Origin of the sequence: Halomonas sp., from assembly GCF_033549285.1 — a bacterium.
Lineage (GTDB): Bacteria > Pseudomonadota > Gammaproteobacteria > Pseudomonadales > Halomonadaceae > Halomonas.
Map to the genome: position 1 here is coordinate 25352 of NZ_JAWSUJ010000032.1, position 15194 is coordinate 40545.

Annotated in this window: 13 protein-coding genes and 1 pseudogene; 3 read left to right on the top strand and 11 right to left on the bottom strand. The window is 68.6% G+C overall.

Annotation, left to right across the window (positions count from 1 at the left end; all coding sequences use genetic code 11):
- Positions 1 to 59 precede the first annotated feature (59 nt).
- From era to rpoE, 8 genes are all read right to left on the bottom strand, one after another.
- A complete protein-coding gene (era, locus tag SCI24_RS09265; protein WP_133635833.1) occupies positions 60 to 959 on the bottom strand; it encodes a GTPase Era in 900 nt (299 codons plus the stop codon).
- The gene (rnc, locus tag SCI24_RS09270; RefSeq protein ID WP_318725125.1) at positions 956 to 1660 is read right to left on the bottom strand and encodes a ribonuclease III; all 705 of its coding nucleotides are present in this window, start codon (positions 1658 to 1660) and stop codon (positions 956 to 958) included. The genes era and rnc overlap by 4 nt, the downstream gene beginning before the upstream one ends.
- Before the next feature lie 99 nt (positions 1661 to 1759).
- The gene (gene lepB, locus SCI24_RS09275) at positions 1760 to 2563 is read right to left on the bottom strand and encodes a signal peptidase I (protein WP_318725126.1); all 804 of its coding nucleotides are present in this window, start codon (positions 2561 to 2563) and stop codon (positions 1760 to 1762) included.
- A gap of 14 nt (positions 2564 to 2577) precedes the next feature.
- On the bottom strand, positions 2578 to 4395 hold the full coding sequence (gene lepA / locus SCI24_RS09280) for a translation elongation factor 4 (protein ID WP_318725127.1): 1818 nt from the start codon (positions 4393 to 4395) through the stop codon (positions 2578 to 2580).
- A gap of 181 nt (positions 4396 to 4576) precedes the next feature.
- Positions 4577 to 6010, bottom strand: a complete 1434-nt coding sequence (locus SCI24_RS09285; RefSeq protein ID WP_318725128.1) for a DegQ family serine endoprotease — start codon at positions 6008 to 6010, stop codon at positions 4577 to 4579.
- 70 nt (positions 6011 to 6080) lie between these two features.
- On the bottom strand, positions 6081 to 7079 hold the full coding sequence (locus SCI24_RS09290) for a MucB/RseB C-terminal domain-containing protein (protein WP_318725129.1): 999 nt from the start codon (positions 7077 to 7079) through the stop codon (positions 6081 to 6083).
- Complete coding sequence (locus SCI24_RS09295; RefSeq protein ID WP_318725130.1) at positions 7079 to 7786, bottom strand: sigma-E factor negative regulatory protein; 708 nt, start codon at positions 7784 to 7786, stop codon at positions 7079 to 7081. The genes SCI24_RS09290 and SCI24_RS09295 overlap by 1 nt, the downstream gene beginning before the upstream one ends.
- 168 nt (positions 7787 to 7954) lie before the next feature.
- Positions 7955 to 8560, bottom strand: a complete 606-nt coding sequence (gene rpoE / locus SCI24_RS09300) for an RNA polymerase sigma factor RpoE (RefSeq protein WP_106229238.1) — start codon at positions 8558 to 8560, stop codon at positions 7955 to 7957.
- Between the two features lie 303 nt (positions 8561 to 8863).
- Here rpoE and SCI24_RS09305 point away from each other — a divergent pair, with 303 nt between their 5' ends.
- Positions 8864 to 9943 carry a 3-deoxy-7-phosphoheptulonate synthase gene (locus SCI24_RS09305; protein ID WP_278033489.1) on the top strand — a complete coding sequence of 360 codons (1080 nt, stop codon included), beginning with the start codon at positions 8864 to 8866 and terminating at the stop codon, positions 9941 to 9943.
- 106 nt (positions 9944 to 10049) lie between these two features.
- Here SCI24_RS09305 and dinG read toward each other — a convergent pair whose 3' ends face one another.
- Positions 10050 to 12191 carry an ATP-dependent DNA helicase DinG gene (dinG, locus tag SCI24_RS09310; RefSeq protein WP_318725131.1) on the bottom strand — a complete coding sequence of 714 codons (2142 nt, stop codon included), beginning with the start codon at positions 12189 to 12191 and terminating at the stop codon, positions 10050 to 10052.
- 6 nt (positions 12192 to 12197) lie between these two features.
- A complete protein-coding gene (rhlB, locus tag SCI24_RS09315) occupies positions 12198 to 13472 on the bottom strand; it encodes an ATP-dependent RNA helicase RhlB (RefSeq protein ID WP_243737244.1) in 1275 nt (424 codons plus the stop codon).
- A gap of 169 nt (positions 13473 to 13641) precedes the next feature.
- On the opposite strand from rhlB, the gene SCI24_RS09320 reads away from it, so the two are divergent.
- Positions 13642 to 13893, top strand: a complete 252-nt coding sequence (locus SCI24_RS09320; RefSeq protein WP_318725132.1) for a hypothetical protein — start codon at positions 13642 to 13644, stop codon at positions 13891 to 13893.
- A 2-nt stretch (positions 13894 to 13895) separates the two neighbouring features.
- A complete protein-coding gene (xthA, locus tag SCI24_RS09325; RefSeq protein WP_318725133.1) occupies positions 13896 to 14723 on the top strand; it encodes an exodeoxyribonuclease III in 828 nt (275 codons plus the stop codon).
- A gap of 9 nt (positions 14724 to 14732) precedes the next feature.
- On the opposite strand, the pseudogene SCI24_RS09330 reads toward xthA, so the two are convergent.
- Positions 14733 to 15194 (bottom strand): annotated as a pseudogene (locus SCI24_RS09330) (hypothetical protein); the annotation flags it as partial.

Sequence of the window (15194 nt, forward strand, 5' to 3'; positions counted from 1 at the left end):
GGCCTTCGCTGCGAGTCACGAGGGGTTATCCTTGAGGCTTGCCCCTCGTTCCTTGTGCCTCAATCAAGGTCGTAGCCGAGGCTCTTCAGCGCCCGCTCGTCGTCGGACCAGCCGCGCTTGACCTTGACCCAGAGGTTGAGCATCACCTTGGCGCCCAGGGCCCGCTCCATGTCGAGGCGCGCCTCGCGGCCGATGTTCTTGATGCGCTCGCCGTTCTCGCCGATCAGGATCTTCTTCTGGCCCTGGCGCTCGACCAGGATCAGGGCACTGATATGCACCACCCGCCCCTCGTCGCGGAACTCCTCGATCTCCACGGTCATCTGGTAGGGCAGCTCGTCGCCGAGCTGGCGCATCACCTTCTCGCGCACCAGTTCCGCGGCCAGGAAGCGCTGGCTCTTGTCGGTGATCTGGTCCTCGGGGAAGTAGTGCACGCTCTCCGGCAGGTGCTTGGCCACTTCCGCCTCCAGCTCCGGGACGTTGGTGCCGTGCTTGGCGGAGATCGGCACGATGGCGGCGAAGTCGCGGCGCGCGCCGACCTCTTCCAGCCAGGGCAGCAGGCTGGCCTTGTCCTGCAGGCGGTCGACCTTGTTGACGGCCAGGATCACCGGTGCCTCGACATGCTCGAGACGCTGCAGCACCACCTGGTCCTCGTCGCTCCAGCGGGTCCGGTCGATGATGAAGACCACGCAGTCCACGTCGCGCAGCGCCTGGACGGCGGCCTGGTTCATGAAGCGGTTGATCGCCTTGTTGCGATCCTTGGCCATGATATGGATGCCGGGGGTGTCGACATAGATGAACTGGGCCTCCCCCTCGGTCTTGATGCCCATCACCTGGTGGCGGGTGGTCTGGGGACGCCGCGAGGTAATCGAGACCTTCTGGCCGAGGATCCGGTTCATCAGCGTCGACTTGCCGACATTGGGACGGCCGACGATGGCCACGAAACCGCAGGTGGTGGTCATGGGCGGCCCCCCGTGCTGTTGGACTTGACCGGCTCGAGGCGCGACAGCGCCTGGGCGGCGGCCTGCTGTTCGGCATGGCGCCGGCTCGAGCCGACCCCCAGGGTGTGCTCCTCGAGCACCTCGACGTGACACTCGACGGTGAAGGTCTGGGCATGGGCCTCGCCCTCCACCGAGGTCACCTCGTAGCGCGGCAGGGGCACCTGGCGTGACTGCAGGAACTCCTGCAGGCGGGTCTTGGGATCCTTCTGGGTATCGTCGAGGCTGATCGCTTCCAGGCGCTCGGCATACCAGGAGAGCACCCGGGCCCGGGCGACCTCCATGCCGGCATCCAGGTAGATCGCGCCGAGCACCGCCTCGACGGCATCGGCGAGGATCGACTCCCGACGATGGCCACCGCTCTTCATCTCGCCGGAGCCCAGCCGCAGGCATTCGCCGAAGGCCATCTCCCGGGCCAGTTCGGCCAGCGTCTGGCCCTTGACCAGGCGCGCACGCAGCCGCGACAGCTGCCCTTCCCGGGCCTGGGGGAAGCGCTGGAAGAGCGCCTCGGCGATGATGAAGTTGACGATGGAATCACCGAGAAACTCGAGGCGTTCGTTGTTCTGGCCGCCGTAGCTGCGATGGGTCATGGCCAGCTCGAGCAGACCGGGGTCGTCGAACGTATGACCGATGCGGCGGCTGAAGGCGTTGAGGGAGTTGCTCACGGAGCTCCTGACTATTTGGGTGAGGACGTGGGGTAAGGGTGTCTCGGGCGCCGGCGCTCCGCGCAAGCCGCCGGGCTCGAGGGGGCGACAGGTGGCGCCCTACTGGATACGGCGCACGCTGGTGAAGCTCGGCAGGCCGCCGTCCCAGTGCATCCAGACGGCAAAGGCACGACCGACGACGTTCGCCTCCGGCACGAAGCCCCAGTAGCGGCTGTCGTTGGAGTGGTCACGGTTGTCGCCCATGGTGAAATAGTGCCCCTGCGGCACCACCAGCTCGCGCACCTGGGGACCGGGGTCCCGAGGATTATTGTAGATACGGTGCTCCAGCTCGCCCAGCTGCTCGGCCAGCAGCAGCTCGGTGGGCGCCGCGATGGGCCCGGCCTCGAGCAGCCGCTTGGGCACCGCCTCGCCGTTGACGAAGAGCTGCTTGTCCTCGTAGCGGATGCGGTCACCCGGCAGGCCCACCACCCGCTTGATGAAGTTCACCGCCGGCTCGTCGGGAAAACGGAACACCATGACGTCGCCCCGCTCGGGCTCGCCCAGGTCGAGGATCTCGGTATGCACCACCGGCAGGCGCAGGCCGTAGGCGAACTTGTTGACCAGGATGAAATCGCCGACCTCCAGGGTCGGGCGCATCGAGCCGGACGGGATCTGGAAGGGCTCGACCACGAAGCTGCGCAGCACCAGCACCACCAGCAGCACCGGGAAGAAGGAGCGGGCGTAGTCCACCGGCCAGGGCTCCTTGAGCGCCTTCTCGCGGGCCCGCTCGTTGAGCCCCTCGGTGGTGCCGGCCTCGGCCGTGGCCAGCCGCTGCCGACGGGCAGGGCGCCACCAGAGCAGGTCGAGCAGCCAGATCACGCCGGTGACGGCCACCGCCGCCACCAGCATCAGAGAGAAGTCCATGCGGTTATCCGTCCCTAGTCGTTGACCCTGAGCACGGCAAGGAAGGCATCCTGGGGAATCTCCACCCGGCCGACCTGCTTCATGCGTTTCTTGCCCGCCTTCTGCTTCTCGAGCAGCTTCTTCTTGCGGCTGACGTCGCCGCCGTAGCACTTGGCGGTGACGTTCTTGCGCAGTGCCTTGACGGTGGAGCGCGCCACCACCTGGCCGCCGATGGCGGCCTGGATCGCCACGTCGAACATCTGCCGCGGGATCAGCTCCTTCATCTTCTCGACCAGCAGGCGGCCGCGGCTGTGGGCATGGTCGCGATGGATGATCACCGCCAGGGCATCGACCCGGTCGCCGTTGATCAGCACGTCAAGGCGCACCAGCTTGGCCGCCTGGAAGCGCTCGAAGTTGTACTCGAGCGAGGCATAGCCCTTGGAGATGGACTTCAGGCGATCGAAGAAGTCCATCACCACCTCGCTCATCGGCAGTTCGTAGGTCAGCTGGATCTGGCTGCCGAGGAACTGCATGTCGAGCTGGGTGCCGCGGCGCTGCTCGCATTCGGTGATGACGTTGCCGACGAAGTCCTGGGGCACCAGGATGCTGGCCCGCACGATGGGCTCGCGCATCTCCTCCACGTCGGCCATGTCGGGCAGCTTGGAGGGGTTGGCGACGTAGCTGACCTCGCCATTCTTGAGCAGCAGCTCATAGACCACGGTGGGTGCCGTGGTGAGCAGGTCCAGGTCATACTCGCGCTCGAGGCGCTCCTGGACGATCTCCATGTGCAGGGTGCCGAGGAAGCCGACCCGGAAGCCGAAGCCCAGGGCGTCGGAGTTCTCCGGCTCGTAGTCCAGCGAGGCATCGTTGAGCGCCAGCTTCTCGAGGGCGTCGCGGAAGTCCTCGTAGTCGTCGGCACTGACCGGGAACATGCCGGCATAGACCTGCGGCTTGACCTTCTGGAAGCCGGGCAGGCGGGCGACGTCCGGCGTCCTGGTATGGGTGATGGTATCCCCCACCGGGGCACCCTGGATCTCCTTGATGCCGGCCACGATGAACCCCACCTCGCCGGCGCGCAGGATGCCGGTCTCGCGTCGCAGCGGGGTGAAGATCCCCACCTCGTTGACCTGCCAGTCGCGCCCGGTGGACTTGATGCGGATCTTCTCGCCCTTCTTCAGGGTGCCGTCGAAGATCCGCACCAGCGAGACCACGCCCAGGTAGTTGTCGAACCAGGAGTCGATGATCAGCGCCTGCAGCGGTGACTTGGGGTCCCCCTTGGGGGGCGGGATGTCGCGCACCAGCCGCTCGAGCAGCGCGTCGATCCCCAGCCCGCTCTTGGCCGAGACCTGGCAGGCATCGGTGGCATCCAGGCCGATGATCTCCTCGATCTCGTGGGAGACCTTGTCCGGGTCGGCCTGGGGCAGGTCCATCTTGTTGAGCACCGGCAGCACCTCGAGGCCCTGCTCGATGGCGGTATAGCAGTTGGCCACCGACTGGGCCTCGACCCCCTGGCCGGCATCGACCACCAGCAGTGCCCCTTCGCAGGCATACAGCGACCGCGATACCTCGTAGGAGAAGTCCACGTGACCGGGGGTGTCGATGAAGTTCAGCTGGTAGGTGTTGCCGTCCTTGGCATGATAATCCAGCGTCACCGACTGCGCCTTGATGGTGATGCCACGCTCGCGCTCGAGGTCCATGGAGTCGAGCACCTGCTCCTTGAGCTCGCGCTCGGTCAGCCCACCGCAGGTCTGGATCAGGCGATCGGCCAGGGTCGACTTGCCGTGGTCGATGTGCGCGATGATCGAGAAGTTGCGAATGTGCTTGAGGGGATCGGAGGTTGCGTCTTGGGACATCGAGTCGATTCTGCCTTGTGGGTGTCGGGCCACGGCCGACAGGATGGATCGCGTTGCGGTCGGCTGGCGGGCTCTGGTCGGAATGGGCGCCATTGTAGCGGGATGCGCCTGCCAGATACAGCGACCCGACGGCGGGTGCCGTCGGGTCGCGTGATCTCAGCCGGTTATCGCAGCGGCAAGATCAGCCGCGGGTGAGACGCAGCGCCACGAAGAGCGAGCGGCCGTCGCGGTAGAGGCGCACCGGAATCGCCCGATCCTCGGGCAGCCCGGTGACCAGCTCGGCCAGCTGGTCGGGGCCCTGGACCGCACGATGGTCGATGCTGACCAGGATGTCGCCGGAGCGGATGCCCGCCTGCGCGGCCGCGCCGCGCGAGTCCACCTCGCGCACGCGCACCCCGCCCTCGATGCCGAGCTCACGCCGCTCGGCGTCCTCCAGCGGGCCCACGGCGATGCCCAGCCGCGCCGGCGCCGGATCCTCGGCCCGGCCATTCGCCGCAGCGCCCTGGGTGTCGGGCCAGTCGCCCACGGTGATGGTCTGCTCGCGACGCTTGCCGTCGCGCAGCAGCGTCAGCTCCACCTCGCTGCCCGGGCTGACCCGCCCGATCAGCCGCGGCAGGGTGCTGGAACTCTCCACCGCCTCGCCGTTCACCTCGAGGATGACATCGCCGGCCTGGAGGCCGCCCTGGGCCGCCGGCCCCTCGGGGTCGAGGTCGGCGATCAGCGCCCCTTCGGGGTTGTCCATGCCGAAGGACTCGGCCAGGTCACGGGAGACCGGCTGGATCATCACCCCCAGCCAGCCGCGGCTGACGCGGCCGTCGTCGCGCAGCTGGTCGGCCACGTCCAGGGCCACGTTGATGGGGATCGCGAAGGAGAGCCCCATGAAGCCGCCGCTGCGGGTGAAGATCTGCGAGTTGATGCCGACCACCTCGCCATCCAGGTTGAACAGCGGCCCGCCGGAATTGCCCGGGTTGATCGCCACGTCGGTCTGGATGAAGGGGACGTAGGCGTCCCGGGGCAGGGTGCGGTCGATGGCGCTGACGATGCCGGCCGTCACCGAGTGGTCGAACCCGAAGGGCGAGCCGATGGCGGCGACCCACTCGCCGACCCGCAGCTCATCGGAGTCCCCCATGGCGAGGGTCGGCAGGCCGTCGGCGTCCACCTTGAGCAGGGCGACATCGGTCTTGGTATCGGCCCCGACCAGCTCGGCCGGGAGCTCGCGCCGGTCGTTGAGCCGCACCAGTATCTCGTCGGCCCCTTCCACCACATGGGCATTGGTCATGATGTAGCCGGCCTCGTCGATGATGAAGCCCGAGCCCAGCGACTGGCGTTCCTCGCTGCGCCCCGGCCCCCCGCCGGGGGGCATCGGGAAGCGGTCGCCGAAGCGGTCACCGAAGAAGTGGCGAAAGATCTCGGGAATCTCCTGGCCGCCGAACTCACCGAAAGGCGACGCCTGGCGCTCCACCATGCGCGAGGTGGAGATGTTGACCACGCCGGGCGCGGCCTGGTCGACCAGTTCGGTGAAGTCCGGCAGCTCACGGGCCATGGCCGTCTGCCACGCCAGCAGGGCCGTGGCGAGCAGCATCCAGAGGGAGAGGTGTCGCGTCATGCGCTTCATGAAAGGCTCCTGCGTCGACAAGGGTTGGGAAGAAGGGACGAGTCCCTGAATACCGCCTGTGCGTCAAGGTTCAGGGCATGCCGCCCTCATCGGCGTCCCGCCACTCCACCGAGTCGGCCACGCGCAGCAGGACACCGGGCGGCAGCTCCCCCATCACCACCACCTGGCGGGTCCGACCGCCGAGCTCGCGATGGCGGACGGCTGCATGGGAGACGCCGAGGCGATGCATCCCCGGCATCAGCTGGTCCGGTCCCTCCACGGGCTCCACGAACAGGCTGAGGGTGGCGAGCCCGTCACTGTAGACCCGGTGACCGATGTCATCGTCATGGCGGGCGCTGCGGGTCTCCACCGGCTGGGGGATGAAACCCGTGGGCAGCCAGGTGGGCTGCCAGGGATCCTCCGGGCGGGCACGGCGCCGGTCGAGGCCGATCTCCCCCTGGTGCAGCTGGGGCTGGCGCAGCTCGGTGATCTGGAAGGTCTCCACCACGCGCCCCTGCTCGTCCAGCAGGATCTGCTTGAGCGGCAGCCCCGTGGCGGCGTCGAGCCAGAAGCGGTGGCCGTAGCGCATGCCATCCAGGGGCTCGATGTCGAGGCGGATGGTGGTGCGATTGGCGAGGCGCTCCTCACCGCTCAACTGGAGGTGGTAGAGGCCGTCGAGGTGCTCGGCGATGCCCGCCGGCGAGGCCGGCGCCGGGGCATCACCCTCGGCCCAGCTCAGCCGACCGATACGCCCGCGCCGCTCGAAGACCACCGCAGGACCATCCAGAAACCGGGCCACCTCGCGCTCGACGCCCTCCACGACATCATGGGACAGTGCCAGGGAACGGACCCCGTCACCGCCGATGCGGACCGCACGCGCCTGGAACTCGTAGCAATGGCTGGCCCAGAGGCTGCGCTCCAGCCACCCCAGCGCCGTCTCGGGGGGCTCGCGCTCCGCCAGGGAGCGGCAGTCGAATCGCTCTTCCTGGTCCGGGTGGGTGCCGGGCTGGGCCACGACGCCCGACGAGAGGGTCAGCAGGGCCGCGACCAGCATCCCGCCAAGCAGGCGGGTGGGACGCCCCTGACGCATCAGTGCTGCCCCAGGGACTCGCTACCGGAGGCGCGCAACAGCGGCATCCAGGTGTCACCGCTGCGGTAGGCGGCGCCCTCGGCATGGCGGTCCAGATAGGACTGCAGCAACTGGGCCTGCTGCTGGTCATCCCGGGCGGACTGCCGGGGGGAGAGGAACAGCGGCGAATCGAAGCCCGCCCCCACCGTCATGGCCCCGCGGGCGTCGCCGGAAGGCGTCTGGAAGAGCGGCAGCCCCGGCAGCGAGGGACGGCCATCGGCACCCGATGCTGCCAGCTCAGACCCGCCGAGGGCGGCGGGGCTTGCCTGCCGCTCACCCGCCGGCTGGTCCTGGGAGGCCACCTCGCCGGGGGCCTGACCCGCGTCGAGGCTGCCGTTATAGAACTGTACGCCGCTGATGACCATCAGCGACACCGCGGCCGCGATGCCGGCGCCGCGCGCCAGCGACACGGGACGGCCGGAGGCCTTGCCGGCGTCGACCCGGGGCAGCGGCTCGTCCTGGAGGCGCGCCATGATGCCGGCCGAGAGGTCGGTAGCGACATCGACCTCCGGCTCCCGTCGCATCAGGCTGCGCATCAGGTGGTAGCGGCGCCAGGTCTCGGCCGCATCCGGGGAGTCGTCCAGTGACTTCAGCACTCGACGCAGCTCCAGCTCATCCCCTTCGTTGTCCATCAGGGCAGAAAGCGATTCCCGTGCGTTCTGACTCATTCTTTACACCCTCACACTCGACAAGGCGACCCCGTCAGGGTCCTTTGACAGCCTGTTGATCCCGACATCGGCGCGTGTCGCCCTGGCCATGTCGGCATGTTGTTGCCCGCTGGTGGCGGGCCGGTCACCGCATATGACGTCGCAGATGCCGGACAGTTCAGCAAATCGTCAAAAAGGTTGCAGATCCTGGTTGCGGGAGGTGGTGACGAGCGGGCGGATGTGCTGGTCCACCGCCTCCCGGGCCCGGAAGATCCGCGAGCGTACGGTCCCCACGGGACACTGCATGATGGCGGCGATGTCCTCGTAGGAGAGGCCGTCGAGCTCACGCAGGGTGATCGCCGTCCGCAGGTCGTCGGGCAGGCCCTCGATCGCCTCGAAGATGGCCGCCTCCAGCTGGTCGCGGGCCATGGCAGCCTCGGGGGTCTCGGTATCGGCAAGCCGTCCACTGTGGTCGACGATCTCGGCATCGACGATGTCCAGGTCGCTGCCCGGCGGACGACGTCCCTTCGAGACCAGGTAGTTCTTCGCGGTGTTGATGGCGATGCGGTACATCCAGGTGTAGAACGCGCTCTCGGCGCGGAACTTGCCCAGTGCCCGGTAGGCCTTGATGAAGGCCTCCTGCGCCACATCCTGCACCTCGGCGTGATCGTGCACGTAGCGGCCGATCAGGCCGATGATCTTGTGCTGGTACTTCTTCACCAGCAGGTCGAAGGCGCGGGTGTCCCCCTTCTGGGCGCGCTCGACCAGCTGCTGGTCGGTTTCCCGGGTGCCCATTCAGGCCCTCCCCGAGCAGAGCGGCGCGAGTGGCGACCCGGCGGGTCGCGAACGGTCTGGCGTTGCTAGCATAGTGTCAACCTGGGCCTTGGAGCCGCTGAATGGTCAGGGTCATGAATCGCGAGAGCTACAAGTGTTCCTGTTTCTTGAACGTCCATCAAGCCGCTTGCCTTGCCCCGGTGCCGGCGATGGGACCGGCCGCGGCCCGACGGGTTCCCGCGGCAATTGAATTTGCCGGCCGCGCGCGCGATAGTAGATGCCACTGGACATCGCCATCAGCGCAGACACGACACAGGAAGCACAATGTCAGAGCAGCAGGTCAACAACCTCAACGTTCTCGCCCAGGACGTCCTGATCACCCCCGAGGCCCTGAAGCGGGAGATTCCCCTCACCGAGGCCGCCGAGCGCACGGTGATCGAGGGTCGCGAGACGATCCAGGCGATCCTCGACGGCCGCGACCCTCGCCTGCTGATGGTGGTGGGCCCCTGCTCCATCCATGACGTGGATGCCGCCCTGGACTACGCCCGACGCCTGCGCCGCCTGGCCGACGAGGTCAAGGACAGCCTCTACATCGTGATGCGCGTCTACTTCGAGAAGCCCCGCACCACGGTAGGCTGGAAGGGACTGATCAACGACCCCCACCTCAACGGCTCCTTCGAGATCGAGGAGGGCCTGCACATCGCCCGCAAGCTGCTGGTCGAGCTCGCCGAGATGGGCCTGCCGCTGGCCACCGAGGCGCTGGACCCGATCTCCCCGCAGTACATCCAGGACTGCATCAGCTGGTCGGCGATCGGCGCGCGTACCACCGAGTCCCAGACCCACCGCGAGATGTCCTCAGGCCTCTCCTGCCCGGTGGGCTTCAAGAACGGCACCGATGGCAGCCTGGACGTCGCGGTCAATGCCCTGCAGTCGGTCTCTCATCCCCACAACTTCCTGGGCATCGACCAGGCCGGCCAGGTGGCAATCATCCGCACCCGCGGCAACGCCTACGGCCATGTGGTGCTGCGCGGCGGCAACGGCAAGCCCAACTACGACAGCGTCAGCGTGGCGCTGGCCGAGCAGGAGCTTAAGAAGGCCGGGATCAAGCCCAACATCATGATCGACTGCTCCCACGCCAACTCCAACAAGGATGCGGCCCTTCAGCCGCTGGTGCTGGAGAACGTCACCAACCAGATCCTCGAGGGCAACCGCTCGATCATCGGCCTGATGGTCGAGTCCAACATCGGCTGGGGCAACCAGAAGCTGACCGAGGATCTCAGCCAGCTCAAGTACGGCGTCTCCATCACCGACGCCTGCATCGACTGGGACACCACCGTCGAATCCTTCAGGCGCATGAACGAGAAGCTCGCACCGGTGCTGGCCGAGCGACGCCAGGCCGCCTGAGCCTGACACATATCCCCACACTCACGGGCCCGCCTGACGGCGGGCCCGTTCGTTGCGGGCGACATCGCCGCTGACCGGGGATCTCCCCTCTCCTGCCCTCTGCCCCTCAGACCTCGCGCACGCCGTCGATCTCGCGCACGAAGGGAGGCAGGGCATCGAGCAGTGCCCGACCGTAGCGGCGGGTCAGCACCCGGCGATCGAGCAGGGTGATGCGCCCGCTGTCGGCCTCCTTGCGGATCAGCCGGCCACAGGCCTGCACCAGCTTGATCGAGGCGTCCGGCACGCTGATGCGCATGAAGGCATTGCCGCCACGGCTCTCGATCCACTCGGCCAGGGTCGCCCCCACCGGGTCGTCCGGTACCGAGAAGGGCAGCCGGGTGATCACCACATGGGTGAGGTAGTCACCAGGCAGGTCGATCCCCTCGGCAAAGCTCGCCAGGCCGAAGATGATGCTGCCCTCCCCCGCATCCACCCGCGCCCGGTGGCGGGTAATCAGCTCGCGCTTGGGCAGGCGGTCCTGGGCCAGCACCCGCTCGCGCCGGCCCCGGGAGAGCGCCTTCTCGACGCCGCGCAGCTGGGCCCGTGACGAGAAGAGCATCAGCACCGCCTCCGTGTCACCGAGCCCTTCCACGAAGTCGACGATGGCCCGCTCGTGCCCCTCGCGGTCGGCGGGATCGACCGCCTCCCGGGGCACGCTGAGCACCGCCCGGGAGTAGTCGAAGGGACTGGGCAGGCGCTGGTAGCGATAGCGGTTGGCCAGCCCGGCGCGCTCCTGCAGCCGCTCGAAGCGCCCCAGGGCGGTGAGCGTCGCCGAGGTCACCACGGCCCCGAAGGTGCTGCCCCACAGGCTCTTCGCCAGGGTATGGGCCGCCGAGACCGGGCTTGCGGAGAAGGTCAACTCGGGCTCGCCATGGAAGCGCTCCAGGGTCAGCCAGCGCGCGCGCGGGGGCTCGCCCTCGGGGTCCGTCTCGGCAAATGCCAGCCACAGGGCATGGGCCTCCAGGGCTCGCCCGTGGAGCAGCGCCACCAGCGGCAGCCAGGCCTCGGCCTGCTCCCGCGGCAGCCCGGTGTGCTTGTCCGGGTCGAGGCTCTCGCGCAGGATGTCGGCCATCTCCTCCAGGGTGCGGGAGAGCTCGGCGAAGACCACCACCAGCCCCCCGGCCTGCTCGCGCAGCACCTCGGGGGCCCGCCCCATCTCCAGGCGGTGGTGCCGGCTCTCCTCGCCGTCGGCCAGCCCCTGGGGGCGCCCGGCCAGCTGGTGGCCCAGGGCGAAGGCCTCGCCGAGCCGGGGCTCCAGGGCATTGATCGCCTCCGGGAGGCCCGCCAGCAGCCGCGCCAGGGTCGGCTGCACGGCCAGCGCCTGGTTGAGCTCGGTGAGCGAGCTCTTCAGGGTCTTCAGCCAGCGCAGCGCCCCACCCACGGCGAAGCGGTACGTGAAGTGCTGGAGGGCCTTGTCGGGCAGGTGATGCCCCTCGTCGAAGATATGGATGCAGTCGCCCGGGGCCGGCAGCACCACCCCGCCTCCCAGCGCCAGGTCGGCCAGCACCAGGTCGTGGTTGGCGACGATCACGTCGGCGCTCTCGAGATGGCGGCGGGCACGGAAGAAGGCGCAGGCCCCGAAGTGGCCGCAGCGGCGATTGGTGCACTGGTGGTGGTCCACGGTAAGGCGGCGCCAGTGGCTGTCCTCGATCGCCTCGGGCCAGCTGTCGCGGTCACCCTCCCAGCGGCCGTTGCCGTAGGCCTCGCCCAGTTCCTTGGCCAGTGCCTGGAAGTCGTCGCCGCCACTGGCCAGGGACTGCTCGAAGAGCGACAGGGTCGCGTTCTCCTCCCCGCCGTCCAGCGCCTGGTCGAGGCGCGCCACGCAGACATAGCGCCCGCGCCCCTTGGCCAGGGCGTAGTCGAAGTCGAGCCCGCTGTGGGCCTTGAGCGCCGGCAGGTCCTGGTGCAGCACCTGCTCCTGCAGGGCCACCGTGGCGGTGGCGATGACCAGCCGCTTGCCGCGGGCCTTCGCCACCGGCAGCGCGGCCAGCAGGTAGGCCAGGGTCTTGCCTGTTCCGGTGCCGGCCTCGAGCACGCAGACGTGCTCGTCGCTAATGCGCTTGCCGGCCTCGTCGGCCTCGATGCCCGCCAGGGTGCGGGCGATCTCGGCGATCATCAGCCGCTGGCCGTAGCGCGGCGTCAGCTCGAGGCCCTCCAGCACCCGACGGTAGGCGTCCTGGATCTCGGCCTTCAGCGCTTCTTCAAGCATGGGCCGTCAGAGCAGGCCTTCCGGCGGGTGCTCGCAGGGCAGCTTGTCGTTGATGTAGCGCTCGATCTCGGGCAGCGAGAAGGCATCCTCCTCGCCCACGAAGCTGATCGACACCCCCTTGGCGCCGGCACGACCAGTGCGCCCGATGCGGTGCACGTAGTCCTCGGGGTCTTCCGGCAGGGTGTAGTTGATCACGTGGCTGACATCCTCGATGTGGATGCCGCGCCCCGCCACGTCGGTGGCGACCAGCACCTGGATCTGCCCCTCACGGAATTTCTCGAGGGTCTCGATGCGCTGGTTCTGGGGCACGTCGCCGGAGAGCATGGCGGCATTGATGCCGGCCTTCTCGAGCAGGTCGTCGAGCTTGCGCACCAGGTCGCGACGGTTGCCGAACACCATGACGCGGTCGAAGCTCTCCTGCTTGAGCAGGTTGACCAGCAGGCGCTGCTTGTCCTCGTCGCCGACCAGGTAGACGCGCTGGTCGATGTCGGCGGCGTTGTCGACGGTGACCTCGATCTCCACGTGGGCCGGCTCATGGGTCCACTGGCTGGCCAGGTTGAGGATGTCCTGGCTGAAGGTGGCAGAGAACAGGAAGGTCTGGCGCTGCTCCTTGTTCGGCGTGTGGCGGATGATGCGCTTGACGTCGGGAATGAACCCCATGGAGAGCATGCGGTCCGCCTCGTCCAGCACCAGCACTTCCACCTGGGTGAGGTCGACGTCGCGCTTCTCGTGGAAGTCCAGCAGCCGGCCGGGAGTGGCGACCAGGATGTCGAGCTTGCCGCCCAGCGCCTCGCGCTGCTTCTGGTAGTCCATGCCGCCCACTACGCTTGCGACCTTGAGGTCGGTGAAGCGCGCCAGGGCCTTGGCATCCTTCTCGATCTGCAGTGCCAGCTCGCGGGTCGGGGCCACGATCAGCGCCCGCGGTGCGCCCGGTTTCTGGCCGTTGGGCGCCTCTTCCTCGAGGAAGTAGGCGAGGATCGAGATCAGGAAGGCGGCGGTCTTGCCGGTGCCGGTCTGGGCCTTGCCCACCACGTCACCGCCCAGCAGGGTCTGGGCCAGGGCCTCGGCCTGGATGGGCGTGCAGTACTCGAAGCCCAGGGCATGGATGGCCCGCATCAACGGCAGCGGCAAGTCGAAGTCATGGAAGCGCCACTTGCCCGCCACGACGGGGACCTGGAACTGGCGCAGGTCCCAGTTCGACTGGCGACGGCGCGGCTTGCGCCGGCGACGCTTGGGCTTGCGGTTCTGGGCCGGTGCTGTGGTCTGTTCCGACTCGCTCATAGGCTGTGCTGTCTTGTCCGTATCGGTGGATGGGGTGCATGACGCAAACCGGCATTGTACCAGTCTCCGGCGCCGAGGGCCCGCCCCGCACGCCTGCCGCCGGCTCGCCGCTGTCGGCCGGGCCGCCGCGGCTGGTAGAATGGCGCCCATTCATGCAAGGAGTTGCATCATGACACGCCGAAAGAAGACCCGTTCGCTGGCCGACAAGGTGCAGATCCGCACCGGCAAGCGCAAGGATTTCAAGAAGTGGCGCCACGAGAACCCCGACCAGGTCACCTCGACGACCCGCTTCACCCAGAAGAAGCGCCAGCAGCGCAAGCTGCAGGCGGCCCGTCGGCTGGCCCGCCAGGAGTCGGGGCAGCCGATCGCCATCCACCCCGAGACATCGGGCCATGACACGCCCGACGGGAAGGATGACTGAGGATGCGTCTGGTCTCCTTCAACATCAACGGCATCCGTGCCCGCCTGCATCAGCTCGCCGCCCTGATCGAGACGCATCGCCCGGCGGTGATCGGCCTGCAGGAAACCAAGGTCCAGGACAGCGAGTTCCCCGTGGCGGCGGTGGAGGCGCTGGGCTATCGCGTCTTCTACCACGGCCAGAAGGGCCACTACGGCGTGGCGCTGCTGGTCGACCCCGCCCAGTGTGGCGAACCGGAGGCGGTTTTCCACGGCTTCCCCGATGACGGCGAGCAGGCCCAGCGGCGCATGATCGGGGTGCGCCTGCGCCCGGGCGGCGGCGACCCGGTGACGGTGTGGAACGGCTACTTTCCCCAGGGCGAGAACGTCGAGCACCCGGTGAAGTTTCCCCACAAGCGCACCTTCTACGCCCAGCTCCAACACCTGCTGGAGACCCGGCACCGCCCCGACGAGCGCCTGGCGGTGATGGGCGACTTCAACATCTCCCCCGAGGAGAGTGACATCGGCATCGGCGAGGCCAACCGCAAGCGCTGGCTACGCGAGGGCAAGACCAGCTTCCAGCCGGTGGAGCGCGAATGGCTCGCCGGCATCAAGGCGTGGGGGCTCAGCGACAGCTACCGGCTTCGCTTCCCGACGGAAGACGACCGCTTCAGCTGGTTCGACTACCGCTCCCGCGGCTTCGAGCGCGAGCCCCGGCGCGGCCTGCGCATCGACCATATCCTGGTCAGCGCGCCGCTGGCCGAGAAGGTCACGGATGCCGGCATCGACTACGATCTGCGCGGCATGGAGAAGCCCTCCGACCATGCGCCGGTCTGGACGGAGCTGGCGCTGTAGGCAGGCGCCCTACCGGCTGGGCGTCGCCGCCATGGCCTCGAGCCAGCGCTCGGCGTCGCCCTCGCCAAGTTCGCGGGCCCGGCCCAGGGCGCGTTTGGCCAGGTCCCGGCGACCCCAGGCGTGGGCGAGCTGGCCGAGCCTCAGCCAGTCCCTGCCGGCGTCGCTGCGCTCGGCCAGGGCTTCCCAGGCCGCCAGGGCGCGGTCGCGGTCGCGCGCCGCCTCCCAGGCCTGGGCCAGCAGGCGGCGGTTCGCCTCGCTGTCCTGAAGCTCGCCCTCCGCCAGCGCCTCGGCAAGGGACTCGGCGGCCCGCGCTGGGGTACCCCCGGCCAGGTGCAGCTCGATCAGGCGGCGCAGGTCGTCCTGGCCTTCCAGCACCCCGCGCCGCCACCCTGCCTCCCAGATCGCCACGGCCCGGCCGGTATCGCCCAGCCGCCTAGCCAGGGCCGAGGCCTGACGCCAGCGCTCGGCATC

What these genes read in the sequence shown, in the direction of transcription:
- era (WP_133635833.1), bottom strand. Translation starts at nt 959, where the DNA reads ATGACCACCACCTGCGGTTTCGTGGCCATCGTCGGCCGTCCCAATGTC.
- SCI24_RS09285 (WP_318725128.1), bottom strand. Translation starts at nt 6,010, where the DNA reads ATGAAGCGCATGACGCGACACCTCTCCCTCTGGATGCTGCTCGCCACG.
- SCI24_RS09295 (WP_318725130.1), bottom strand. Translation starts at nt 7,786, where the DNA reads ATGAGTCAGAACGCACGGGAATCGCTTTCTGCCCTGATGGACAACGAA.
- SCI24_RS09290 (WP_318725129.1), bottom strand. Translation starts at nt 7,079, where the DNA reads ATGCGTCAGGGGCGTCCCACCCGCCTGCTTGGCGGGATGCTGGTCGCG.
- rpoE (WP_106229238.1), bottom strand. Translation starts at nt 8,560, where the DNA reads ATGGGCACCCGGGAAACCGACCAGCAGCTGGTCGAGCGCGCCCAGAAG.
- lepB (WP_318725126.1), bottom strand. Translation starts at nt 2,563, where the DNA reads ATGGACTTCTCTCTGATGCTGGTGGCGGCGGTGGCCGTCACCGGCGTG.
- lepA (WP_318725127.1), bottom strand. Translation starts at nt 4,395, where the DNA reads ATGTCCCAAGACGCAACCTCCGATCCCCTCAAGCACATTCGCAACTTC.
- xthA (WP_318725133.1), top strand. Translation starts at nt 13,896, where the DNA reads ATGCGTCTGGTCTCCTTCAACATCAACGGCATCCGTGCCCGCCTGCAT.
- rhlB (WP_243737244.1), bottom strand. Translation starts at nt 13,472, where the DNA reads ATGAGCGAGTCGGAACAGACCACAGCACCGGCCCAGAACCGCAAGCCC.
- SCI24_RS09320 (WP_318725132.1), top strand. Translation starts at nt 13,642, where the DNA reads ATGACACGCCGAAAGAAGACCCGTTCGCTGGCCGACAAGGTGCAGATC.
- dinG (WP_318725131.1), bottom strand. Translation starts at nt 12,191, where the DNA reads ATGCTTGAAGAAGCGCTGAAGGCCGAGATCCAGGACGCCTACCGTCGG.
- SCI24_RS09305 (WP_278033489.1), top strand. Translation starts at nt 8,864, where the DNA reads ATGTCAGAGCAGCAGGTCAACAACCTCAACGTTCTCGCCCAGGACGTC.